The 23,453-nt window shown below is 43.1% G+C and carries 12 protein-coding genes, 9 tRNA genes and 6 rRNA genes; all 27 read left to right on the forward strand.

Annotated elements, in window-relative coordinates; genetic code table 11:
- Positions 1-140 precede the first annotated feature (140 nt).
- The 27 genes from folP to radA all read left to right on the forward strand — a co-directional run bounded on the left by folP (position 141) and on the right by radA (position 23,440).
- Positions 141-914: a dihydropteroate synthase gene (gene folP, locus AXY_RS00440; protein ID WP_081585473.1), complete on the forward strand. Its 774-nt coding sequence runs from the start codon at positions 141-143 to the stop codon at positions 912-914.
- The gene (gene folB, locus AXY_RS00445; RefSeq protein ID WP_015008827.1) at positions 915-1,286 is read left to right on the forward strand and encodes a dihydroneopterin aldolase; all 372 of its coding nucleotides are present in this window, start codon (positions 915-917) and stop codon (positions 1,284-1,286) included.
- Positions 1,279-1,809 (forward strand): 2-amino-4-hydroxy-6-hydroxymethyldihydropteridine diphosphokinase, encoded by a 531-nt coding sequence (gene folK, locus AXY_RS00450; protein ID WP_015008828.1) that lies wholly within the window; start codon positions 1,279-1,281, stop codon positions 1,807-1,809. The genes folB and folK overlap by 8 nt, the downstream gene beginning before the upstream one ends.
- Positions 1,761-1,973 (forward strand): helix-turn-helix domain-containing protein, encoded by a 213-nt coding sequence (locus tag AXY_RS00455; RefSeq protein WP_015008829.1) that lies wholly within the window; start codon positions 1,761-1,763, stop codon positions 1,971-1,973. Before folK ends, AXY_RS00455 begins: the two co-directional genes overlap by 49 nt.
- 149 nt (positions 1,974-2,122) lie before the next feature.
- Entirely contained in the window at positions 2,123-3,604 is a 1,482-nt protein-coding gene (lysS, locus tag AXY_RS00460; protein WP_015008830.1) for a lysine--tRNA ligase, read from the forward strand.
- Between the two features lie 399 nt (positions 3,605-4,003).
- Positions 4,004-5,573: ribosomal RNA gene (locus AXY_RS00465) — 16S ribosomal RNA — on the forward strand.
- Between the two features lie 394 nt (positions 5,574-5,967).
- A 23S ribosomal RNA gene (locus AXY_RS00470) occupies positions 5,968-8,890 on the forward strand.
- Between the two features lie 188 nt (positions 8,891-9,078).
- A 5S ribosomal RNA gene (gene rrf, locus AXY_RS00475) occupies positions 9,079-9,191 on the forward strand.
- A gap of 4 nt (positions 9,192-9,195) precedes the next feature.
- A tRNA-Val gene (locus AXY_RS00480) sits at positions 9,196-9,271 on the forward strand.
- 3 nt (positions 9,272-9,274) lie between these two features.
- Positions 9,275-9,350: transfer RNA gene (locus AXY_RS00485), tRNA-Thr, on the forward strand.
- Between the two features lie 21 nt (positions 9,351-9,371).
- Positions 9,372-9,447, forward strand: a tRNA-Lys gene (locus AXY_RS00490).
- A 7-nt stretch (positions 9,448-9,454) separates the two neighbouring features.
- Positions 9,455-9,539, forward strand: a tRNA-Leu gene (locus AXY_RS00495).
- An 18-nt stretch (positions 9,540-9,557) separates the two neighbouring features.
- Positions 9,558-9,632: transfer RNA gene (locus tag AXY_RS00500), tRNA-Gly, on the forward strand.
- A 45-nt stretch (positions 9,633-9,677) separates the two neighbouring features.
- A tRNA-Leu gene (locus tag AXY_RS00505) sits at positions 9,678-9,766 on the forward strand.
- Positions 9,767-9,769: 3 nt separating this feature from the next.
- A tRNA-Arg gene (locus AXY_RS00510) sits at positions 9,770-9,846 on the forward strand.
- Positions 9,847-9,850: 4 nt separating this feature from the next.
- Positions 9,851-9,927: transfer RNA gene (locus AXY_RS00515), tRNA-Pro, on the forward strand.
- A gap of 24 nt (positions 9,928-9,951) precedes the next feature.
- Positions 9,952-10,027 (forward strand) — tRNA-Ala (locus AXY_RS00520).
- A 103-nt stretch (positions 10,028-10,130) separates the two neighbouring features.
- Positions 10,131-11,700: ribosomal RNA gene (locus tag AXY_RS00525) — 16S ribosomal RNA — on the forward strand.
- 489 nt (positions 11,701-12,189) lie between these two features.
- A 23S ribosomal RNA gene (locus tag AXY_RS00530) occupies positions 12,190-15,112 on the forward strand.
- A gap of 216 nt (positions 15,113-15,328) precedes the next feature.
- Positions 15,329-15,441, forward strand: a 5S ribosomal RNA gene (rrf, locus tag AXY_RS00535).
- The 16S, 23S and 5S rRNA genes sit together here with 9 tRNA genes alongside, the layout of an rRNA operon.
- Before the next feature lie 173 nt (positions 15,442-15,614).
- Positions 15,615-16,457, forward strand: coding sequence for a DegV family protein (locus AXY_RS00540; protein ID WP_015008831.1), 843 nt, complete (start codon positions 15,615-15,617; stop codon positions 16,455-16,457).
- Positions 16,458-16,558: 101 nt separating this feature from the next.
- Positions 16,559-17,254 (forward strand): MgtC/SapB family protein, encoded by a 696-nt coding sequence (locus AXY_RS00545; protein WP_015008832.1) that lies wholly within the window; start codon positions 16,559-16,561, stop codon positions 17,252-17,254.
- 77 nt (positions 17,255-17,331) lie between these two features.
- Positions 17,332-17,793 (forward strand): CtsR family transcriptional regulator, encoded by a 462-nt coding sequence (locus AXY_RS00550; RefSeq protein WP_015008833.1) that lies wholly within the window; start codon positions 17,332-17,334, stop codon positions 17,791-17,793.
- A gap of 27 nt (positions 17,794-17,820) precedes the next feature.
- Positions 17,821-18,369 carry a UvrB/UvrC motif-containing protein gene (locus AXY_RS00555; RefSeq protein ID WP_015008834.1) on the forward strand — a complete coding sequence of 183 codons (549 nt, stop codon included), beginning with the start codon at positions 17,821-17,823 and terminating at the stop codon, positions 18,367-18,369.
- Positions 18,369-19,436 carry a protein arginine kinase gene (locus AXY_RS00560; protein ID WP_015008835.1) on the forward strand — a complete coding sequence of 356 codons (1,068 nt, stop codon included), beginning with the start codon at positions 18,369-18,371 and terminating at the stop codon, positions 19,434-19,436. Before AXY_RS00555 ends, AXY_RS00560 begins: the two co-directional genes overlap by 1 nt.
- A 17-nt stretch (positions 19,437-19,453) precedes the next feature.
- Positions 19,454-21,889 carry an ATP-dependent Clp protease ATP-binding subunit gene (locus tag AXY_RS00565; RefSeq protein ID WP_015008836.1) on the forward strand — a complete coding sequence of 812 codons (2,436 nt, stop codon included), beginning with the start codon at positions 19,454-19,456 and terminating at the stop codon, positions 21,887-21,889.
- A gap of 183 nt (positions 21,890-22,072) precedes the next feature.
- The gene (radA, locus tag AXY_RS00570; protein WP_015008837.1) at positions 22,073-23,440 is read left to right on the forward strand and encodes a DNA repair protein RadA; all 1,368 of its coding nucleotides are present in this window, start codon (positions 22,073-22,075) and stop codon (positions 23,438-23,440) included.
- The last annotated feature ends 13 nt before the right edge of the window (positions 23,441-23,453 follow it).

Raw genomic sequence — 23,453 nt, forward strand, 5'->3', positions numbered from 1 at the left:
AGATATTAATATAAAACCGTCTAAAAAAGCTGCTAATTGCCGATAAATGGTGTTAAAATGAAATAAAAACATAAGGGTGAATAAATTTGAACCAATCAATTGTAACGAAAAATGGACTTTTAAACTTTAAAGATAAAACGATGATTATGGGAATTTTAAATGTAACACCTGATTCATTCTCTGATGGTGGTAAATATAATCATGTGAATCGAGCAGTTGAACAGGCGAAAAAAATGGTAGCTGATGGTGCTGATATTATTGATATTGGGGGAGAGTCGACAAGGCCAGGCTATACACCAGTGAGTATAGCGGATGAAATAAATAGAGTTGTTCCTGCTATTGAAGCAATTAACCGAACGTTATCTACTCCGATATCTATTGATACATTTAAAGCTGAAACTGCAAAGGCTGCCATTGAGGCAGGCGCTTCAATTATTAACGATATTTGGGGAGCGAAGTATGATCCCGATATAGCTAAAGTAGCAGCAGAATATAATGTGCCAATTATATTAATGCATAATCGAGAGGAAGCGATCTATAACGACTTAATCGCTGATATGGAACGCGATCTCCGAGAAAGTATCGCGATTGCAAAAGCAAATGGCGTTAAAGACAATCAAATTATTTTGGATCCAGGCGTTGGTTTTGCTAAAAGTATGGATGAGAACCTGGAAGTAATACGTCATTTGGATCGCTTTAAAGCAATGGGCTACCCATTACTATTGGGTGTGTCTAGAAAGAGAGTCATTGGTCACGTGTTAGACCTGCCGATAGGTGAGAGAGATGAAGGAACTGGTGCGATAACAGGATACGGCATTACGAAAGGTGCCGATATTGTCCGTGTACATAATGTCTTGATGAATGCGCGTATTGCTAAAATGACAGATGCGCTGGTTGGGAAGGGTGACAAGTAATTGGATAAAATATATTTGAATCAATTAGCATTCTATGGTTATCATGGTGTTCTAAAAGAAGAAAATGAGTTGGGGCAAACTTTTATGGTTGATCTAGAATTACTTTTAGATTTAAAAAAAGCAGGAGTGTCTGACCAAGTAACTGACTCAATTCATTATGGTGAAGTTTATCAAAAGGTGAAAGAGATTGTAGAAGGAAAGCCGGTTGCGTTAATTGAGGCTCTAGCTGAAAAAATTGCCTCTGAGCTTATTACGCAATATGACAAACTCTGTGCATGTAAAGTTAAAGTGATTAAACCTAATCCGCCAATCGCAGGACATTATCAGTCAGTTGCTGTTGAAATTTACCGGGAGAAAACAGACTATGAATAAGGCTTATATTGCATTAGGATCGAATATTAATCCGCGAAATGAATTTTTAGAACAAGCTATTAATGAAATTGAGCAAATTAAACAGACTTCTATTGTTAAATTATCGAGTATTTATGAGACTGATCCAGTAGGATTTGAGGATCAAGAAAAGTTTTTGAATCAAGTGATTGAGATCGAAACGAACTGTTCAGCCGTTGAATTGTTAGAAGAATGCCAGATGATCGAACGGAAATTAGGAAGAAAACGTGAAGTAAGATGGGGACCACGGACAATTGACCTTGACATTTTGCTATATAATCAAGAAAATATAATGATGAATCAATTAGTTATACCTCATCCTCGTATGCACGTTAGAGCATTTGTATTAGTTCCATTAGTTGAAGTGAATCCGAATTTGGTGATTCCTACAATTAATAAAACTGTAACCGAGCAATTATCACTAATCACAAATGAAGAAAAAAGAGGTGTCGTTAAATGGATCAAGAAAGATGGGGAAGACGGATCAAAGCTTACCGAAAGTTAAAAGGCTATACTCAGGTTGAATTCTCAGATGCAATAGGCGTTTCATTATCTATTGTTGGGGAAATTGAACGTGGAAAGCGAAAACCAACTAAGGAATTTTTAGAAAGAACAGTTGAGACTCTTGGTGTACCTCTTGTGGAACTTGAACCACCTCATGAAAAATGAAAACCATAATTGACGATCCCTTGTTAACGCAATTAGTAAAATTAGCCATATTTTAATTAGTTAAAAAGGTTAGATAATGATGGTATGCTATGGTAAACTAATGAACAATATTATATAAGAAGATAATCTAGAATCGGAGTGAAGAAATTATGTCAGAAGAATTAAATGAGCATATGCGGGTTAGAAGAAATAAAATGAATGATATGCTCGCTAAAGGGATCGATCCTTTTGGAGATAAATTTGAACGTACCCATATGGCAAATGAGCTAGTAGAACAATATAACGAGCTGTCAAAAGAGGAACTTGAAGAGAAGGCGGTAAACGTTACAATCGCTGGACGGATTATGACTAAACGTGGAAAAGGAAAAGTAGGTTTCTCTCATATCCAAGATTTTAGTGGACAGATTCAAATATATGTTCGTAAAGATGAAATCGGGGAAGACGCTTATGAGCTATTTAATACAGCGGACTTAGGAGATATAATTGGTGTATCAGGTGAATTGTTCAAAACGAACGTAGGAGAATTATCAGTGAAAGTAACTTCTTTCACTATGTTGACAAAATCCTTACGACCGTTGCCTGAAAAATTCCACGGATTAAAAGATGTAGAGCAACGCTATCGTCAAAGATACCTTGATTTAATTACAAATCACGACAGCAAGGAAACTTTTATTATGCGAAGCAAGATTATTCAATCAATGCGCCGTTACCTAGATAATGCTGGTTTCTTAGAAGTAGAAACACCGATGATGCACAATATCCCGGGTGGAGCATCTGCTAGACCGTTTATCACACATCACAATACACTTGATATTGATCTTTATATGCGTATAGCGATCGAGTTACACTTGAAGCGTTTAGTTGTTGGTGGAATGGAACGTGTTTATGAGATTGGGCGAGTCTTTAGAAATGAAGGTGTATCAACGAGACACAATCCTGAATTTACAATGATTGAACTTTACCAAGCATATGCCGATTATGAAGATATCATGAGTTTAGTTGAAAATATGGTCGCTCATATTGCAGAGGAAGTAACAGGCTCTACTACAGTTCAGTACGGAGATGATATGATTGAATTAAAACCAGGTTGGAAGAGAGTCCACATGGTTGATATTATAAAAGAATTTACCGGCGTAGATTTCTGGCCGAAGATGACAGATGATGAAGCAAGAGCTCTAGCGAAAAAACATAATGTAGAAATTAATGAAATGATGACATTCGGACACATTGTCAATGAATTCTTCGAGCAAAAAGTTGAAGAACATTTGGTGCAACCAACATTTGTATATGGACACCCTGTTGAAATATCACCTTTAGCTAAAAAGAATAAAGAGGATGAACGTTTCACTGATCGTTTCGAATTGTTTATTGTTCGTCGTGAACATGCGAATGCGTTCTCTGAATTAAACGACCCAATTGATCAAAGACAGAGATTCGAAGCGCAAGTTAAAGAAAGAGAGCAAGGAAACGACGAAGCACATGAAATGGATGAGGACTTCTTAGAAGCACTTGAATATGGTATGCCACCAACAGGTGGATTAGGTATAGGTATTGACCGCTTAGTAATGTTATTAACGAACTCACCATCTATACGTGATGTATTACTTTTCCCACAAATGAAAAGTAAATAAGATAAGTTCTTCTATAAATATATAATTATTTTAGTAAATTTGAAATTTGAGTAATAAGTTCCTATTGTAAGGGGAAGATAATGAAAGAGGCCATGGCGCTACACTCATAAATCTAATTACAAATAGGAACTTATTTTATTTTTAAAAAAGTGTTGACGAAGTGAAATTATCGTGTTATATTAATCAAGTCGCCAAAATTGGTCAGCAAAAATTAAAAAAGTTTTTTAAAAAAGTTGTTGACATTTGAACGGCAGTCAGTATATAATATAAAAGCTGTCGCAAACGAAGGCAGTAACAATTGATCTTTGAAAACTGAATCCAAACAACGAAAGATGTTAAGAAAAAATAAGTAAGAAGAAGCTAGTGCTTCAAAATTGAGTTAATCGTAACTCTATCAATTTTATTGAGAGTTTGATCTTGGCTCAGGATGAACGCTGGCGGCGTGCCTAATACATGCAAGTCGAGCGCGTGAAATTAAACAGATCTCTTCGGAGTGACGTTTAATGGATCGAGCGGCGGATGGGTGAGTAACACGTGGGCAACCTGCCTATAAGACTGGGATAACTTACGGAAACGTGAGCTAATACCGGATAAAACCTTTTGTCTCCTGACAAGAGGATAAAAGATGGCGCAAGCTATCACTTATAGATGGGCCCGCGGCGCATTAGCTAGTTGGTGAGATAAAAGCTCACCAAGGCAACGATGCGTAGCCGACCTGAGAGGGTGATCGGCCACACTGGGACTGAGACACGGCCCAGACTCCTACGGGAGGCAGCAGTAGGGAATCTTCCGCAATGGACGAAAGTCTGACGGAGCAACGCCGCGTGAACGAAGAAGGTCTTCGGATCGTAAAGTTCTGTTGTTAGGGAAGAACACGTACCATTCGAATAGGGTGGTACCTTGACGGTACCTAACGAGAAAGCCCCGGCTAACTACGTGCCAGCAGCCGCGGTAATACGTAGGGGGCAAGCGTTGTCCGGAATTATTGGGCGTAAAGCGCGCGCAGGCGGTTCTTTAAGTCTGATGTGAAATCTTGCGGCTCAACCGCAAGCGGTCATTGGAAACTGGAGAACTTGAGGACAGAAGAGGAGAGTGGAATTCCACGTGTAGCGGTGAAATGCGTAGAGATGTGGAGGAACACCAGTGGCGAAGGCGACTCTCTGGTCTGTAACTGACGCTGAGGCGCGAAAGCGTGGGTAGCGAACAGGATTAGATACCCTGGTAGTCCACGCCGTAAACGATGAGTGCTAGGTGTTAGGGGGTTTCCGCCCCTTAGTGCTGGCGTTAACGCATTAAGCACTCCGCCTGGGGAGTACGGCCGCAAGGCTGAAACTCAAAAGAATTGACGGGGACCCGCACAAGCGGTGGAGCATGTGGTTTAATTCGAAGCAACGCGAAGAACCTTACCAGGTCTTGACATCCCGCTGACCGCTATGGAGACATAGCTTTCCCTTCGGGGACAGCGGTGACAGGTGGTGCATGGTTGTCGTCAGCTCGTGTCGTGAGATGTTGGGTTAAGTCCCGCAACGAGCGCAACCCTTGAACTTAGTTGCCAGCATTCAGTTGGGCACTCTAAGTTGACTGCCGGTGACAAACCGGAGGAAGGTTGGGATGACGTCAAATCATCATGCCCCTTATGACCTGGGCTACACACGTGCTACAATGGATGGTACAAAGGGCTGCGAAACCGCGAGGTGGAGCCAATCCCATAAAACCATTTTCAGTTCGGATTGTAGGCTGCAACTCGCCTACATGAAGCCGGAATCGCTAGTAATCGCGGATCAGAATGCCGCGGTGAATACGTTCCCGGGTCTTGTACACACCGCCCGTCACACCACGAGAGTTAGCAACACCCGAAGTCGGTGAGGTAACGCTTTTAGCGAGCCAGCCGCCGAAGGTGGGGCCAATGATTGGGGTGAAGTCGTAACAAGGTAGCCGTATCGGAAGGTGCGGCTGGATCACCTCCTTTCTAAGGATAATGAAAGGCGAAGGCATCTGTTTAACGACGTATAAACTGGACTGAACCGAAGGAGATAAAGGAAACACAACGAACGCAAGTGAGTTGATGTTGACTTATCGTACGGAGGTGAAGGAAGTTTACTAGTCGTTGGATGACTAAGCTGGACATCATAGGAACAGCCCTATGGGCTGACTTAACAATTCAGTTGTTTGGTTCAGTTTTGAGAGATCAAAAACTCTCTAAAAAATTGTACCTTGAAAACTAGATAAGAATAAACAGTAAGTGAACATTCCTTATTGATGAGGATTGAACACGAGCTGTATGACAAGACATCAAATCAAACTTTTAAACAAAGTAAGACCAAAAGTCTTTTTTACTGTGAAGCAATAAAAAGTTCAACTTTAGTTAAGTAAGAAAGAGCGCACGGTGGATGCCTTGGCACTAGGAGCCGACGAAGGACGGGACAAACACCGATATGTCTCGGGGAGCTGTACGTAAGCATTGATCCGGGAATTTCCGAATGGGGGAACCCACTACTCGTAATGGAGTAGTACATTTAACTGAATCCATAGGTTAAATGAGGCAGACCTGGGGAACTGAAACATCTAAGTACCCAGAGGAAGAGAAAGCAAAAGCGATTTCCTGAGTAGCGGCGAGCGAAACGGAATTAGCCCAAACCAGTAAGCTTGCTTACTGGGGTTGTAGGACACATCATTAGGAGTTACAAAGTGACGATTTACACGAAGCGATCTGGAAAGGTCCGCGATACAAGGTAACAGCCCTGTAGTGGAAAGATCATCACCTCCGATGTGTATCCTGAGTACGACGGAACACGTGAAATTCCGTTGGAATCCGGGAGGACCATCTCCCAAGGCTAAATACTCCCTAGTGACCGATAGTGAACCAGTACCGTGAGGGAAAGGTGAAAAGCACCCCGGGAGGGGAGTGAAATAGTACCTGAAACCGTGTGCTTACAAGTAGTCGGAGCCCGTTAATGGGTGACGGCGTACCTTTTGTAGAATGGACCGGCGAGTTACGATTTTCTGCAAGGTTAAACCAGAAAAGGTGAAGCCGCAGCGAAAGCGAGTCTGAAACGGGCGAATATAGTAGAAGGTCGTAGACCCGAAACCGTGTGATCTACCCATGTCCAGGGTGAAGGTCAGGTAACACTGACTGGAGGCCCGAACCCACGTATGTTGAAAAATGCGGGGATGAGGTGTGGGTAGGGGTGAAAAGCCAATCGAACACGGAGATAGCTGGTTCTCTCCGAAATAGCTTTAGGGCTAGCCTCAAGATACGTATCCTGGAGGTAGAGCACTGATTGAACTAGGGGCCCTCATCGGGTTACCGAATTCAGTCAAACTCCGAATGCCAGAGATATAGACTTGGGAGTCAGACTATGGGTGATAAGGTTCATAGTCGAGAGGGAAACAACCCAGACCGTCAGCTAAGGTCCCAAAGTATACGTTAAGTGGAAAAGGATGTGGCGTTGCACAGACAACCAGGATGTTGGCTTAGAAGCAGCCACCATTTAAAGAGTGCGTAATAGCTCACTGGTCGAGTGACGCTGCGCCGAAAATGTACCGGGGCTAAACGTATCACCGAAGCTACGGATTGATCTTCGATCAATGGTAGGAGAGCGTTGTAAGTGCAGAGAAGTCAGACCGAGAGGACTGGTGGAGCGCTTAGAAGTGAGAATGCCGGTATGAGTAGCGAAAAAGAAGTGAGAATCTTCTTCACCGAATGCCTAAGGTTTCCTGAGGAAGGCTCGTCCACTCAGGGTTAGTCAGGACCTAAGCCGAGGCCGAAGGGCGTAGGCGATGGATGACAGGTTGATATTCCTGTACCACCTCGTGACCGTTACGAGCGAAGGGGGGACGCAGGAGGATAAGAAAAGCGTGCTGATGGAAATGCACGCCCAATCAGTGAGTGAGTCAGATAGGCAAATCCGTCTGATATTAATCATGAGCTGTGATGGGGAGGGAAATATAGTACCGAAGTTTCTGATTCCACACTGCCAAGAAAAGCCTCTAGCCAGGACACAGGTGCCTGTACCGCAAACCGACACAGGTAGGCGAGATGAGAATTCTAAGGTGAGCGGGAGAACTCTCGTTAAGGAACTCGGCAAAATGACCCCGTAACTTCGGGAGAAGGGGTGCTTCTTTTAGAAGAAGCCGCAGTGAAAAGGCCCAAGCGACTGTTTAGCAAAAACACAGGTCTCTGCGAAGCCGCAAGGCGAAGTATAGGGGCTGACACCTGCCCGGTGCTGGAAGGTTAAGGGAATGCGTTAGTACCTTTGGTACGAAGCGTTGAACTGAAGCCCCAGTGAACGGCGGCCGTAACTATAACGGTCCTAAGGTAGCGAAATTCCTTGTCGGGTAAGTTCCGACCCGCACGAAAGGTGCAACGACTTGGGCACTGTCTCAACGAGAGACCCGGTGAAATTATACTATGCGTGAAAATGCGCATTACCCGCGACAGGACGGAAAGACCCCGTGGAGCTTTACTGTAGCTTGATATTGAATGTTGATGCCATTTGTACAGGATAGGTGGGAGCCAAAGAAGCGTGAGCGCTAGCTTACGTGGAGGCGCCGGTGGGATACCACCCTGATGGTGTTGACCTTCTAACCCAGGACCGTTATCCGGTTCGGAGACAGTGTCAGGCAGGCAGTTTGACTGGGGCGGTCGCCTCCTAAAGAGTAACGGAGGCGCCCAAAGGTTCCCTCAGAATGGTTGGAAATCATTCATAGAGTGTAAAGGCAGAAGGGAGCTTGACTGCGAGACCTACAAGTCGAGCAGGGACGAAAGTCGGGCTTAGTGATCCGGTGGTTCCGCATGGAAGGGCCATCGCTCAACGGATAAAAGCTACCCCGGGGATAACAGGCTTATCTCCCCCAAGAGTCCACATCGACGGGGAGGTTTGGCACCTCGATGTCGGCTCATCGCATCCTGGGGCTGTAGTCGGTCCCAAGGGTTGGGCTGTTCGCCCATTAAAGCGGTACGCGAGCTGGGTTCAGAACGTCGTGAGACAGTTCGGTCCCTATCCGTCGTGGGCGTTTGGAAGTTTGAGAGGAGCTGTCCTTAGTACGAGAGGACCGGGATGGACATACCGCTGGTGCACCAGTTGTTCCGCCAGGAGCATGGCTGGGTAGCTACGTATGGAAAGGATAAGTGCTGAAAGCATCTAAGCATGAAGCCTCCCTCAAGATGAGACTTCCCATCTTTTAGAGTAAGATCCCTCAGAGACGATGAGGTAGATAGGTTCGAGGTGGAAGCATGGTGACATGTGAAGCTGACGAATACTAATCGATCGAGGACTTAACTAAAACAAAAAGCGAAAGCGACTGTTCAGCATTGAATTTGATGACACTTGTCAGGTGCATTTCTTATCTAGTTTTCAGGATATATTTTCACGAAGTGAATAGAAGAAGAAACTTTTAAAAAAACTTTTAAAAAACACTTGCTTTTATTCGGAAAAGTGAATATAATATATCTTGTCCTTGAAAATAATATGTCTGGTGACAATAGCGAAGAGGTCACACCTGTTCCCATACCGAACACAGAAGTTAAGCTCTTCAGCGCCGATGGTAGTTGGTTTTTGCCTGCGAGAGTAGGACGTCGCCAAGCATACGGAGGATTAGCTCAGCTGGGAGAGCACCTGCCTTACAAGCAGGGGGTCGCAGGTTCGAGCCCTGCATCCTCCACCATATGCCGGCCTAGCTCAATTGGTAGAGCAACTGACTTGTAATCAGTAGGTTGGGGGTTCAAGTCCTCTGGCCGGCACCATTCTAACAACTCATTATAGATGAGCCATTAGCTCAGTCGGTAGAGCATCTGACTTTTAATCAGAGGGTCGAAGGTTCGAATCCTTCATGGCTCACCATCCACACGCGGGTGTGGCGGAACTGGCAGACGCGCTAGACTTAGGATCTAGTGTCTTACGACGTGGGGGTTCAAATCCCTTCACCCGCACCAAAATAATTTAATATATACGCGGAAGTAGTTCAGTGGTAGAACACCACCTTGCCAAGGTGGGGGTCGCGGGTTCGAATCCCGTCTTCCGCTCCAAGGATTTAATCATTTAGTTTGCCAGGTGATTAAAAACATATCCTTGCCGGGGTGGCGGAACTGGCAGACGCACAGGACTTAAAATCCTGCGGTAGGTAACTACCGTACCGGTTCGATTCCGGTCCTCGGCACCATAAGCGCCCGTAGCTCAATTGGATAGAGTGCTTGACTACGGATCAAGAGGTTAGGGGTTCGACTCCTCTCGGGCGCGCCATTTACGGGAAGTAGCTCAGCTTGGTAGAGCACTTGGTTTGGGACCAAGGGGTCGCAGGTTCGAATCCTGTCTTCCCGACCATTTAACACAATAATTTTTAATTGTGGGGCCTTAGCTCAGCTGGGAGAGCGCCTGCCTTGCACGCAGGAGGTCAGCGGTTCGATCCCGCTAGGCTCCACCATTTTTGTTCTTTGAAAACTGAATCCAAACAACGAAAGATGTTAAGAAAAACAAGTAAGAAGAAGCTAGTGCTTCAAAATTGAGTTAATCGTAACTCTATCAATTTTATTGAGAGTTTGATCTTGGCTCAGGATGAACGCTGGCGGCGTGCCTAATACATGCAAGTCGAGCGCGTGAAATTAAACAGATCTCTTCGGAGTGACGTTTAATGGATCGAGCGGCGGATGGGTGAGTAACACGTGGGCAACCTGCCTATAAGACTGGGATAACTTACGGAAACGTGAGCTAATACCGGATAAAACCTTTTGTCTCCTGACAAGAGGATAAAAGATGGCGCAAGCTATCACTTATAGATGGGCCCGCGGCGCATTAGCTAGTTGGTGAGATAAAAGCTCACCAAGGCAACGATGCGTAGCCGACCTGAGAGGGTGATCGGCCACACTGGGACTGAGACACGGCCCAGACTCCTACGGGAGGCAGCAGTAGGGAATCTTCCGCAATGGACGAAAGTCTGACGGAGCAACGCCGCGTGAACGAAGAAGGTCTTCGGATCGTAAAGTTCTGTTGTTAGGGAAGAACACGTACCATTCGAATAGGGTGGTACCTTGACGGTACCTAACGAGAAAGCCCCGGCTAACTACGTGCCAGCAGCCGCGGTAATACGTAGGGGGCAAGCGTTGTCCGGAATTATTGGGCGTAAAGCGCGCGCAGGCGGTTCTTTAAGTCTGATGTGAAATCTTGCGGCTCAACCGCAAGCGGTCATTGGAAACTGGAGAACTTGAGGACAGAAGAGGAGAGTGGAATTCCACGTGTAGCGGTGAAATGCGTAGAGATGTGGAGGAACACCAGTGGCGAAGGCGACTCTCTGGTCTGTAACTGACGCTGAGGCGCGAAAGCGTGGGTAGCGAACAGGATTAGATACCCTGGTAGTCCACGCCGTAAACGATGAGTGCTAGGTGTTAGGGGGTTTCCGCCCCTTAGTGCTGGCGTTAACGCATTAAGCACTCCGCCTGGGGAGTACGGCCGCAAGGCTGAAACTCAAAAGAATTGACGGGGACCCGCACAAGCGGTGGAGCATGTGGTTTAATTCGAAGCAACGCGAAGAACCTTACCAGGTCTTGACATCCCGCTGACCGCTATGGAGACATAGCTTTCCCTTCGGGGACAGCGGTGACAGGTGGTGCATGGTTGTCGTCAGCTCGTGTCGTGAGATGTTGGGTTAAGTCCCGCAACGAGCGCAACCCTTGAACTTAGTTGCCAGCATTCAGTTGGGCACTCTAAGTTGACTGCCGGTGACAAACCGGAGGAAGGTTGGGATGACGTCAAATCATCATGCCCCTTATGACCTGGGCTACACACGTGCTACAATGGATGGTACAAAGGGCTGCGAAACCGCGAGGTGGAGCCAATCCCATAAAACCATTTTCAGTTCGGATTGTAGGCTGCAACTCGCCTACATGAAGCCGGAATCGCTAGTAATCGCGGATCAGAATGCCGCGGTGAATACGTTCCCGGGTCTTGTACACACCGCCCGTCACACCACGAGAGTTAGCAACACCCGAAGTCGGTGAGGTAACGCTTTTAGCGAGCCAGCCGCCGAAGGTGGGGCCAATGATTGGGGTGAAGTCGTAACAAGGTAGCCGTATCGGAAGGTGCGGCTGGATCACCTCCTTTCTAAGGAAAATCAGGAAGTGGAGACGCCTTGCTCATCGACGTACAGATTGGAGAAGGCCTGACGAGATAAAGGAAATACGATGAACGTAAGTGAATCGATATTGACTTATCGTAGGAAGGCATTCGAAATCTGCTAGTCGATAAGGCGTCGGAGCTAGACTGATCTAGGAACAGCCCTACGGGCTGACTTAACAATTCAGTTGTTTGGTTCAGTTTTGAGAGATCAATCTCTCAAAGGATCTTCTGTTAAAATCGTCACATCCGTGGGACTGCGATTACTCGCCCCATCGAAAACATTTGTGACAACACAGAAGTCACCACATCCGTGTGGAATTGTACCTTGAAAACTAGATAAGAATAAACAGTAAGTGAACATTCCTTATTGATGAGGATTGAACACGAGCTGTATGACAAGACATCAAATCAAACTTTTAAACAAAGTAAGACCAAAAGTCTTTTTTACTGTGAAGCAATAAAAAGTTCAACTTTAGTTAAGTAAGAAAGAGCGCACGGTGGATGCCTTGGCACTAGGAGCCGACGAAGGACGGGACAAACACCGATATGTCTCGGGGAGCTGTACGTAAGCATTGATCCGGGAATTTCCGAATGGGGGAACCCACTACTCGTAATGGAGTAGTACATTTAACTGAATCCATAGGTTAAATGAGGCAGACCTGGGGAACTGAAACATCTAAGTACCCAGAGGAAGAGAAAGCAAAAGCGATTTCCTGAGTAGCGGCGAGCGAAACGGAATTAGCCCAAACCAGTAAGCTTGCTTACTGGGGTTGTAGGACACATCATTAGGAGTTACAAAGTGACGATTTACACGAAGCGATCTGGAAAGGTCCGCGATACAAGGTAACAGCCCTGTAGTGGAAAGATCATCACCTCCGATGTGTATCCTGAGTACGACGGAACACGTGAAATTCCGTTGGAATCCGGGAGGACCATCTCCCAAGGCTAAATACTCCCTAGTGACCGATAGTGAACCAGTACCGTGAGGGAAAGGTGAAAAGCACCCCGGGAGGGGAGTGAAATAGTACCTGAAACCGTGTGCTTACAAGTAGTCGGAGCCCGTTAATGGGTGACGGCGTACCTTTTGTAGAATGGACCGGCGAGTTACGATTTTCTGCAAGGTTAAACCAGAAAAGGTGAAGCCGCAGCGAAAGCGAGTCTGAAACGGGCGAATATAGTAGAAGGTCGTAGACCCGAAACCGTGTGATCTACCCATGTCCAGGGTGAAGGTCAGGTAACACTGACTGGAGGCCCGAACCCACGTATGTTGAAAAATGCGGGGATGAGGTGTGGGTAGGGGTGAAAAGCCAATCGAACACGGAGATAGCTGGTTCTCTCCGAAATAGCTTTAGGGCTAGCCTCAAGATACGTATCCTGGAGGTAGAGCACTGATTGAACTAGGGGCCCTCATCGGGTTACCGAATTCAGTCAAACTCCGAATGCCAGAGATATAGACTTGGGAGTCAGACTATGGGTGATAAGGTTCATAGTCGAGAGGGAAACAACCCAGACCGTCAGCTAAGGTCCCAAAGTATACGTTAAGTGGAAAAGGATGTGGCGTTGCACAGACAACCAGGATGTTGGCTTAGAAGCAGCCACCATTTAAAGAGTGCGTAATAGCTCACTGGTCGAGTGACGCTGCGCCGAAAATGTACCGGGGCTAAACGTATCACCGAAGCTACGGATTGATCTTCGATCAATGGTAGGAGAGCGTTGTAAGTGCAGAGAAGTCAGACCGAGAGGACTGGTGGAGCGCTTAGAAGTGAGAATGCCGGTATGAGTAGCGAAAAAGAAGTGAGAATCTTCTTCACCGAATGCCTAAGGTTTCCTGAGGAAGGCTCGTCCACTCAGGGTTAGTCAGGACCTAAGCCGAGGCCGAAGGGCGTAGGCGATGGATGACAGGTTGATATTCCTGTACCACCTCGTGACCGTTACGAGCGAAGGGGGGACGCAGGAGGATAAGAAAAGCGTGCTGATGGAAATGCACGCCCAATCAGTGAGTGAGTCAGATAGGCAAATCCGTCTGATATTAATCATGAGCTGTGATGGGGAGGGAAATATAGTACCGAAGTTTCTGATTCCACACTGCCAAGAAAAGCCTCTAGCCAGGACACAGGTGCCTGTACCGCAAACCGACACAGGTAGGCGAGATGAGAATTCTAAGGTGAGCGGGAGAACTCTCGTTAAGGAACTCGGCAAAATGACCCCGTAACTTCGGGAGAAGGGGTGCTTCTTTTAGAAGAAGCCGCAGTGAAAAGGCCCAAGCGACTGTTTAGCAAAAACACAGGTCTCTGCGAAGCCGCAAGGCGAAGTATAGGGGCTGACACCTGCCCGGTGCTGGAAGGTTAAGGGAATGCGTTAGTACCTTTGGTACGAAGCGTTGAACTGAAGCCCCAGTGAACGGCGGCCGTAACTATAACGGTCCTAAGGTAGCGAAATTCCTTGTCGGGTAAGTTCCGACCCGCACGAAAGGTGCAACGACTTGGGCACTGTCTCAACGAGAGACCCGGTGAAATTATACTATGCGTGAAAATGCGCATTACCCGCGACAGGACGGAAAGACCCCGTGGAGCTTTACTGTAGCTTGATATTGAATGTTGATGCCATTTGTACAGGATAGGTGGGAGCCAAAGAAGCGTGAGCGCTAGCTTACGTGGAGGCGCCGGTGGGATACCACCCTGATGGTGTTGACCTTCTAACCCAGGACCGTTATCCGGTTCGGAGACAGTGTCAGGCAGGCAGTTTGACTGGGGCGGTCGCCTCCTAAAGAGTAACGGAGGCGCCCAAAGGTTCCCTCAGAATGGTTGGAAATCATTCATAGAGTGTAAAGGCAGAAGGGAGCTTGACTGCGAGACCTACAAGTCGAGCAGGGACGAAAGTCGGGCTTAGTGATCCGGTGGTTCCGCATGGAAGGGCCATCGCTCAACGGATAAAAGCTACCCCGGGGATAACAGGCTTATCTCCCCCAAGAGTCCACATCGACGGGGAGGTTTGGCACCTCGATGTCGGCTCATCGCATCCTGGGGCTGTAGTCGGTCCCAAGGGTTGGGCTGTTCGCCCATTAAAGCGGTACGCGAGCTGGGTTCAGAACGTCGTGAGACAGTTCGGTCCCTATCCGTCGTGGGCGTTTGGAAGTTTGAGAGGAGCTGTCCTTAGTACGAGAGGACCGGGATGGACATACCGCTGGTGCACCAGTTGTTCCGCCAGGAGCATGGCTGGGTAGCTACGTATGGAAAGGATAAGTGCTGAAAGCATCTAAGCATGAAGCCTCCCTCAAGATGAGACTTCCCATCTTTTAGAGTAAGATCCCTCAGAGACGATGAGGTAGATAGGTTCGAGGTGGAAGCATGGTGACATGTGAAGCTGACGAATACTAATCGATCGAGGACTTAACTAAAACAAAAAGCGAAAGCGACTGTTCAATAGCGTACGGATAGATAAGACAGACCGTCGCACAGTGTATTTCTGTGCAAAGGGATGGATTAACTATACGCTAGCTATTAGGAGCTTGAGCTAGATTAATTAAAAAGCTGAACCAACCGTTCAGCATTGAATTTGATGACACTTGTCAGGTGCATTTCTTATCTAGTTTTCAGGGTATATAACCTGTAGGTTTAGTGACAATAGCGAAGAGGTCACACCTGTTCCCATACCGAACACAGAAGTTAAGCTCTTCAGCGCCGATGGTAGTTGGGTTTTCCCTGCGAGAGTAGGACGTCGCTAAGCAAGTGAAAAACCTTCAAGATATATAATCTTGAAGGTTTTTTAGTGTTTATAAAAAAGGTATATTGGAAAGATATATAACTGTAAATAACTATATACTATATAATAGTGGTGATCTATGTTATAGTTAATTATTAGCAATATATAATTTATTATGAAAAAAAGTGAGGCTATTTATGAAAAAAATTGCTTGGATTACAGATAGTACGTGTGGTTTATCTCAGGAGTTTATAGAGGCTAACAATATTTATGTTTTGCCAATGATTGTTATTATAGATCATAAATCTTATCGAGAAGATATTGATATTTCAAAAGATGATGTTTATAAATTATTAGAACAGTATGGAGAGGGCGCAAAAACAAGTCAGCCTCCTTATGGTGAATTTATAGAGTTATATAAAAAGTTAAAAAGTGAATATGATTATGGTATTGCTATTCATGCTTCTAGTCAGCTGACAGGAACCTACCAAAGTTCAATGAGTGCTGCGCAGATGGAGGAGTTCCCAGTAGAGGTTATTGATTCGAAAATAGGATCATATGCTTTAGGTAAGATGATTAAACAGGGATTAAAGATGGAGCGAGAAGGAAAGTCTTATGAAGAGATCGTGTCCACACTGAAAACTTATCCAGATAAAGCAGAAATGTATTTGTTGCCGAAAAGTTTAGATCAATTAAAACGTAGTGGTCGAGTAAGTACAACGCAAGCTGTATTTGCAAATTTACTAAAAATAAATTTAGTTTTACAGTTTGAAAACGGTAAAGTTATTGTAGAAGAGAAAATTAGAAGTCATAAGAAAGCCGTACAACATTTATTTAATAAAGTTGGTGACGTATATAGAAGTGGTGCGGTTCAGGAAATTGGTATTATGCATGCCGGTGCAAAAGAAGTAGCGGAGCAATGGAAACTGGAATTCAGTAAATTGTATAAAGACTTAGCAATAAAGATTGAACCGTTAGTACCAGTTGCAGGTATCCACACAGGTCATGGTACAATGGCTATAGCTTGGTTAAGAAAATGAGTTGAGATAATAAATAGATTTCCGTAAAAGGGATCTATTTATTTTTCTTAAAATTAATATTTTTAGTCGTTTAGATAACAGATTGGAGGATGATGATAAGGATGAGTGAAATCTTTAACTCTGATTTTTTTGTTATGAGTATGCGGTTGCTGTTGGCGCTGTTGTTATCTGGAATTATTGGTTTTGAAAGAGAAATTAACAGACATTCAGCAGGATTTCGCACGCATATATTAGTTGGTGTAAGTTCGTGTTTAATGATGTTATTGTCACTATACGGGTTCCAAAAGTATTTCGATGAAGTTCCTGATTTTGTTAGATTCGATCCAGCAAGAATCCCATCATATGTTATTAGTGGTATTGGATTTCTAGGAGCAGGGACAATCATTGTAACGGGTGTGAATGTAAAAGGCTTAACTACTGCTGCATCAATTTGGGCTGTTGCAGGATTAGGCTTAGTTGTCGGTGTTGGTATGATAGAAATTGCAATTTTAACAACTGGAATTATAGTTTTTAGTTTATTTTTCCTTAATAATGTTGAGAAACTAATTAATAAAAAAGAAAACAGAAAGAATCTAGTGTTAACTGTTACGGAAGTTGAACAAATTAATCAAATTTTTTCTCAATTCAATACGTATGATGTAACAGTTAGGAGTATTAACTTTGAAAAGAAGGATCAAGCAAACACAGTTATTATCTTTGATGTTTTAATCGGAAAAAACACAGTGATCAATGATCTTTATCATGCGTTATTAAGTATAGATCAAGTAAAACAGGTCAAAGATATGGAAGTTGTGTAATATTTGCATCTCGTTCAGAAGCAGTATAAAATATAGTTATAGTCAAATATAGTCAAAGTCAAGCGGGAGGAGAAAAGATGCGTAATATTTCTGATGTGATTGAAGCGCATTTAAAGCAGATAATTGATCGTAATAAACATAAAACAGTTGAGATTAAACGTAGTGAAATTGCTGAACAATTTTCTTGTGTTCCTTCTCAGATCAACTATGTTATTAATACAAGATTTACTCCAGAGAAAGGCTACCACGTTGAAAGTAAGCGTGGTGGAGGCGGGTATATAAGAATTCAACGAATGGTTGTTAATAGCAAAAATCGTTTAATTGATGAACTCATTGAATTGGTTACACCAACTGTTGAGCAACGTGTGGCAATCGCTGTTATCGAACGTTTATATGAGCAGGAATATATTTCAGTTAGAGAGGCTAATTTAATGATTAGAGCGATTGACAGAGAGGTTTTAGCATTAAATTTACCTCTTCGAGATGAATTGCGGTCACGAATATTAGTTGCGATGTTAAGAGCGCTAAAACACAATTAAACTGATATGTGTAAGGAGGATCCTAAATTGAAATGTGAAATCTGCCAACAGCAAGAAGCAACTGTCCATTTAACGAACTTTTTAAATGGGCATAAAACAGAAGCACATCTATGTCAACAATGTGCTAAAGAAAAGGGTTACTTTGACGCAGATGAAGATTCATATACAATCCATGATTTGTTAAGTGGCTTATTTAATTTTAATACTAGTCCAACACCAAACACACAATCACATGGGCGAGTTGAACAGCAATTGATATGTCCACAATGTCAGATGACCTATCACCAATTCTCTAAAACAGGTAAGTTCGGTTGTTCAAAATGTTATCAGACATTTTCAGATTACTTAAATCCAGTTTTTAAAAGGGTCCACGGTGGTAATACAGTTCATAATGGTAAAATTCCTAAAAGGCAATATGTACATTTGCAACATCAACGGTTAATTCAGGATTATCGTACGCAGCTGCAGGTATTGGTTAATGAGGAAAGGTTTGAGGAAGCTGCTGATTTACGAGATAAAATTAAACAACTAGAAAAAGAGTGGGAATCTTCTGATCAAAAAGGAGATGATCGATAATGTCATTACAATCGTTTATTGATCAAGCAATCAGTCCTTGGATGCAAGAGCAAGGGCCAGATCATGATATCGTTTTAAGTACTCGAATACGATTAGCGAGAAATTTTTCAAATGTACCATTTCCTTTAATGGCAGATAAGGAAAAATTACAAATCGTTTCTAATTGGGTAAAAGAACATTTTAATTATCGTTCTTTTACAACGTATAAGAATCTTGAATATTTTGATATGGCAGATGTACAGCCGTTAGAAAAACAAGTACTTGTGGAGAAGCATTTAATTAGCCCATTATTAGCTGAGCGAAAAAGTGAAAGTGGTGTACTACTATCTGAAAACGAGCAAGTTTCAATTATGATTAACGAAGAAGACCATATTCGCTTACAATTATACTTACCAGGATTACAGCTAGAACGCGGATTAGAAGAAGCGTTTAAAATTGACGATTGGTTAGAAGAAAAGATTGATTATGCTTTTGATCCAGATCGAGGTTATCTAACAAGTTGTCCGACAAACGTTGGAACTGGTATTCGAGCATCTGTGATGATGCACTTACCGGCATTAACATTAACGGGTAAAGTAAGAAAAATGCTCCCTGCTATCCATCAACTTGGCTTAGTGGTGAGAGGGATCTATGGAGAAGGAAGTAAAGCACATGGTAATGTCTATCAAATTTCTAACCAAGTGACATTAGGCAGAACTGAGGAAGACATTATTCAAGATCTCCATAGCGTAGTAAAACAATTAATTAACCATGAGAGAGAAGCTAGGCAGTTGTTAGTTCAACAGCAAGGTGTTCGTTTAGAGGACCGAATTTTTAGATCATATGGTATCTTGAAGTATAGTCGGGTCATAGAATCCAAAGAGGCAGCAAAATGCTTATCAGATTTAAGATTGGCAATAGATTTAGGCTATATTAAAGAGCTATCAACAACTGTTATAAATGAACTAATGGTGTTAACACAACCAGGATTTTTACAGCAATATGCTCAGGAAATTTTGACACCAGATAAACGTGATATTAAGCGAGCTAGTATCATACGGGAACGTTTAAATATAGAAGAATCGTAGGGAAGGAAGATGAGTGAATGATGTTTGGAAGATTTACAGAGAGAGCGCAAAAAGTGTTGGCATTATCACAAGAAGAAGCGATCCGATTAGGTCACCACAATATTGGGACAGAGCATATTTTACTTGGTCTTATTCGAGAAGGAGAAGGGATTGCGGCTAAAGCACTCCATGCGCTTAACTTAGAAAAGGATAAAATCCAAGAAGAAGTTGAAGCATTAATTGGCGTAGGCAGTCAAACATCTCAAGCGCTCCACTATACGCCACGCGCAAAAAAGGTCATTGAATTATCTATGGATGAAGCAAGAAAGTTAGGTCACACCTATGTTGGAACAGAACATATTTTACTTGGATTAATTCGAGAGGGCGAAGGGATTGCAGCAAGAGTTTTAAACAATTTAGGTGTTAGTCTAAACAGGGCAAGACAGCAAGTATTACAGCTTTTAGGTAGTAATGAATCTGTCCGAAAAGGTCAAGCAAGACATACCCAAAGTAACCCAGCAAGTACACCAACGCTAGACTCTTTAGCGCGTGATCTAACTCAGACGGCAAGAGAAGGTAATGTAGACCCTGTCATCGGTCGTGAGAAGGAAATTGAACGCGTCATTCAAGTATTAAGTCGTCGTACTAAGAACAACCCTGTATTAATTGGAGAGCCAGGTGTCGGAAAAACAGCGGTAGCAGAAGGCTTAGCCCAGCAAATAGTAAATAATGAAGTTCCTGAAACATTACGAGATAAGCGTGTTATGACACTCGATATGGGAACGGTAGTAGCGGGGACAAAATACCGTGGTGAATTCGAGGACCGTTTGAAAAAGGTTATGGAAGAAATTCGCCAAGCAGGAAATGTTATTTTATTTATTGATGAGTTGCATACATTGATTGGTGCAGGTGGTGCTGAAGGTGCAATTGATGCTTCAAATATATTAAAACCTTCGTTAGCCCGTGGAGAATTACAGTGTATCGGTGCAACAACGATTGACGAGTATCGAAAGTATATTGAAAAAGATGCAGCATTAGAGCGTAGGTTTCAACCGATTCGAGTTGATGAGCCAACTGTAGAGGAGTCAATTGAAATTCTCAAGGGACTCCGTGATCGATATGAAGCACATCATAGAGTTACAATTACAGATGAAGCAATTGAAGCAGCTGCTCATTTATCAAGTCGTTATATTACGGATCGCTTTTTACCAGATAAAGCGATTGATTTAATCGATGAAGCTGGATCAAGGGTTCGCCTGCGTTCTTATACAGCTCCGTCAAATTTAAAAGAGTTAGAGAACAAACTAACGGAAATTAGAAAAGAGAAGGATGCAGCTGTTCAAAGTCAAGAATTTGAAAAAGCAGCGGCACTACGTGATCAAGAACAAAAACTGAAAAAAGAATTAGAACTAACAAAAGAAAAGTGGCAAGAGAAGCAAGGGAAAGAAGATTCGAGAGTTGTTGTTGAAGATATTGCTTCAGTTGTATCAAATTGGACTGGTGTGCCAGTAGACTCGTTAACAAAAGATGAAGCGGATCGTCTGTTAAATTTAGAGTCCATCTTACATGGTCGCGTAATTGGCCAGTCTGAAGCCGTTACAGCAGTTTCTAAAGCTATTAGACGTGCTCGAGCTGGGTTAAAAGATCCGAAGCGTCCAATTGGTTCATTTATCTTTTTAGGACCAACAGGAGTTGGGAAAACGGAACTAGCGCGTGCATTAGCTGAGGCAATGTTTGGTGATGAAGATGCAATGATTCGTATTGACATGTCTGAATATATGGAAAAGCATACGACATCTCGTTTAGTTGGATCTCCTCCGGGATATGTAGGGTATGAAGAAGGTGGCCAATTGACTGAGAAAGTCCGTAGTAAACCATATTCTGTTGTCTTACTTGACGAGATTGAAAAAGCACATCCAGAAGTGTTTAATATTCTGTTACAAGTATTAGAAGATGGCCGATTAACTGATTCAAAAGGAAGGCTCGTTGACTTTAGAAATACAGTTCTCATCATGACATCAAATGTTGGAGCAAGCGAATTGCAGAAAAATAAATTTGTTGGCTTTAATATTGATGATCACCAAACAGACCATAAGCAAATGAAAGCTAATGTTACAGATGCTCTGAAAAAAGCATTTAGACCAGAGTTCTTAAACCGCATCGATGAAACAATCGTATTTCATGCGCTTGAGCGTGGTCATATGAAGGATATTGTGACATTAATGGTTCGCCAACTTCAAGATCGTCTTGTTAAACAGGGCTTAGACTTTACAATCTCAAATAAAGCGATCGAAAAAATTGCAGAAGAAGGCTTTGATCCAGAGTATGGAGCGCGTCCATTACGTCGATCAATCCAAAAAAATATTGAAGATCTTTTATCTGAAGCATTGCTAAGAGGAGAGATCAACAAGAACGAAACAATTCGGATTGGATTAAGTAGTAATGGTAAATTTATTATTTTAAATAAGCAGTAAATTTACTTTAATTGAGGGAAGCGGGAGGTAAACTTTACCTCCTGCTTTATTTTACATATAATAGATAAAACGAAGTGATACAGATGCATCAGTTTGTTTACACCATTTTTACACAAAGAATTAACTAATATGTAATATCTGTCATTATATTTTAGCGTATAATAGAGGAAAGGGGAGATGACCTTGGCTAAAAAGAAGACAAGCTTCGTATGTAGAGAATGTGGCTATGAGTCACCTAAGTGGATGGGAAAGTGCCCTACCTGTCAACAGTGGAATACTTTAGAAGAAGAATTGGTCATTAAAACATCAACGAAGCATCGAGGGTTAGGACAACAAAGTGGCCAAAAGCCAGAAAAGATAACAGCAATTGAAACTAAAGAAGAGCCTAGAATGAAAACTGATATGCCTGAGTTAAATCGAGTATTAGGTGGAGGTGTCGTTCCCGGTTCACTAGTTTTAATCGGTGGTGACCCAGGGATAGGAAAGTCAACGCTCCTTTTACAGATTACAAATCAATTAGCTAATAAAGGTAATCCTGTCCTCTACATCTCTGGAGAGGAATCTGTTCGACAGACAAAATTACGAGCAGACCGGCTTGATGTTAGTTCAGATCAGTTATATGTGTTATCTGAAACAAACATGAGCATAATCTCAGCACAAATTGATCAACTAAATCCCTCTTTAGTCGTAATTGACTCGATTCAAACTGTATTTAAAGATGAGGTCACAAGTGCACCTGGAAGTGTTTCACAAGTTCGAGAGTGCACGGGTGAACTAATGCGCATAGCGAAAACAAAGCATATCCCTATTTTTATTGTTGGTCACGTTACGAAGGAAGGCGCAATTGCAGGACCTAGAATGCTTGAGCATATGGTAGATACAGTGCTTTACTTCGAAGGTGAAAGACATCATAGCTATCGAATTTTACGCGGTGTAAAGAACCGATTTGGTAGTACAAATGAGATGGGTATTTTTGAAATGAAGGAATCTGGTCTTCATGAGGTATTAAATCCATCAGAGATATTTTTAGAAGAGCGATCACAAGGTGTAGCTGGATCTACTGTTGTTGCATCAATGGAAGGGACAAGACCTGTACTTGTTGAGATTCAGTCGTTAATTTCCCCGACCAGCTTTGGCCAAGCTAGACGAATGGCAACTGGTATTGACCATAATCGAGTACCTCTGCTTATGGCTGTATTAGAAAAACGAGTAGGATTACTTATGCAAAATCAAGATGCTTACGTCAAAGTTGCTGGGGGTATTAAACTAGATGAGCCAGCAATAGATTTAGCAGTAGCGATTAGTATAGCATCAAGCTTTAAAGGTAAGGCATGTTCACCTTATGATGTATTAATTGGAGAGGTTGGCTTAACTGGTGAGATACGTCGTGTGTCTCGAATTGAACAACGTATCCAAGAGGCAAATAAATTAGGATTTAAACGAGTGATTATCCCAGCCCGAAATTTAGATGGTCTACAAATACCAGATTCTATAGAGGTCATCGGTGTTAACTCTATTCAAGAAGCAATGAAAATTTCAATTATAGAATAGCACTAGATTGTTT

Origin of the sequence: Amphibacillus xylanus NBRC 15112 (assembly GCF_000307165.1) — a bacterium.
GTDB classification, from domain to species: domain Bacteria; phylum Bacillota; class Bacilli; order Bacillales; family Amphibacillaceae; genus Amphibacillus; species Amphibacillus xylanus.

Bases quoted from the DNA above. Each gene is read 5' to 3' on its own strand.
- AXY_RS00545 (WP_015008832.1), top strand. From the start codon at position 16,559: ATGAGTGAAATCTTTAACTCTGATTTTTTTGTTATGAGTATGCGGTTG.
- AXY_RS00565 (WP_015008836.1), top strand. From the start codon at position 19,454: ATGATGTTTGGAAGATTTACAGAGAGAGCGCAAAAAGTGTTGGCATTA.
- folP (WP_081585473.1), top strand. From the start codon at position 141: ATGATTATGGGAATTTTAAATGTAACACCTGATTCATTCTCTGATGGT.
- AXY_RS00455 (WP_015008829.1), top strand. From the start codon at position 1,761: ATGGATCAAGAAAGATGGGGAAGACGGATCAAAGCTTACCGAAAGTTA.
- AXY_RS00540 (WP_015008831.1), top strand. From the start codon at position 15,615: ATGAAAAAAATTGCTTGGATTACAGATAGTACGTGTGGTTTATCTCAG.
- folK (WP_015008828.1), top strand. From the start codon at position 1,279: ATGAATAAGGCTTATATTGCATTAGGATCGAATATTAATCCGCGAAAT.
- lysS (WP_015008830.1), top strand. From the start codon at position 2,123: ATGTCAGAAGAATTAAATGAGCATATGCGGGTTAGAAGAAATAAAATG.
- AXY_RS00550 (WP_015008833.1), top strand. From the start codon at position 17,332: ATGCGTAATATTTCTGATGTGATTGAAGCGCATTTAAAGCAGATAATT.
- AXY_RS00560 (WP_015008835.1), top strand. From the start codon at position 18,369: ATGTCATTACAATCGTTTATTGATCAAGCAATCAGTCCTTGGATGCAA.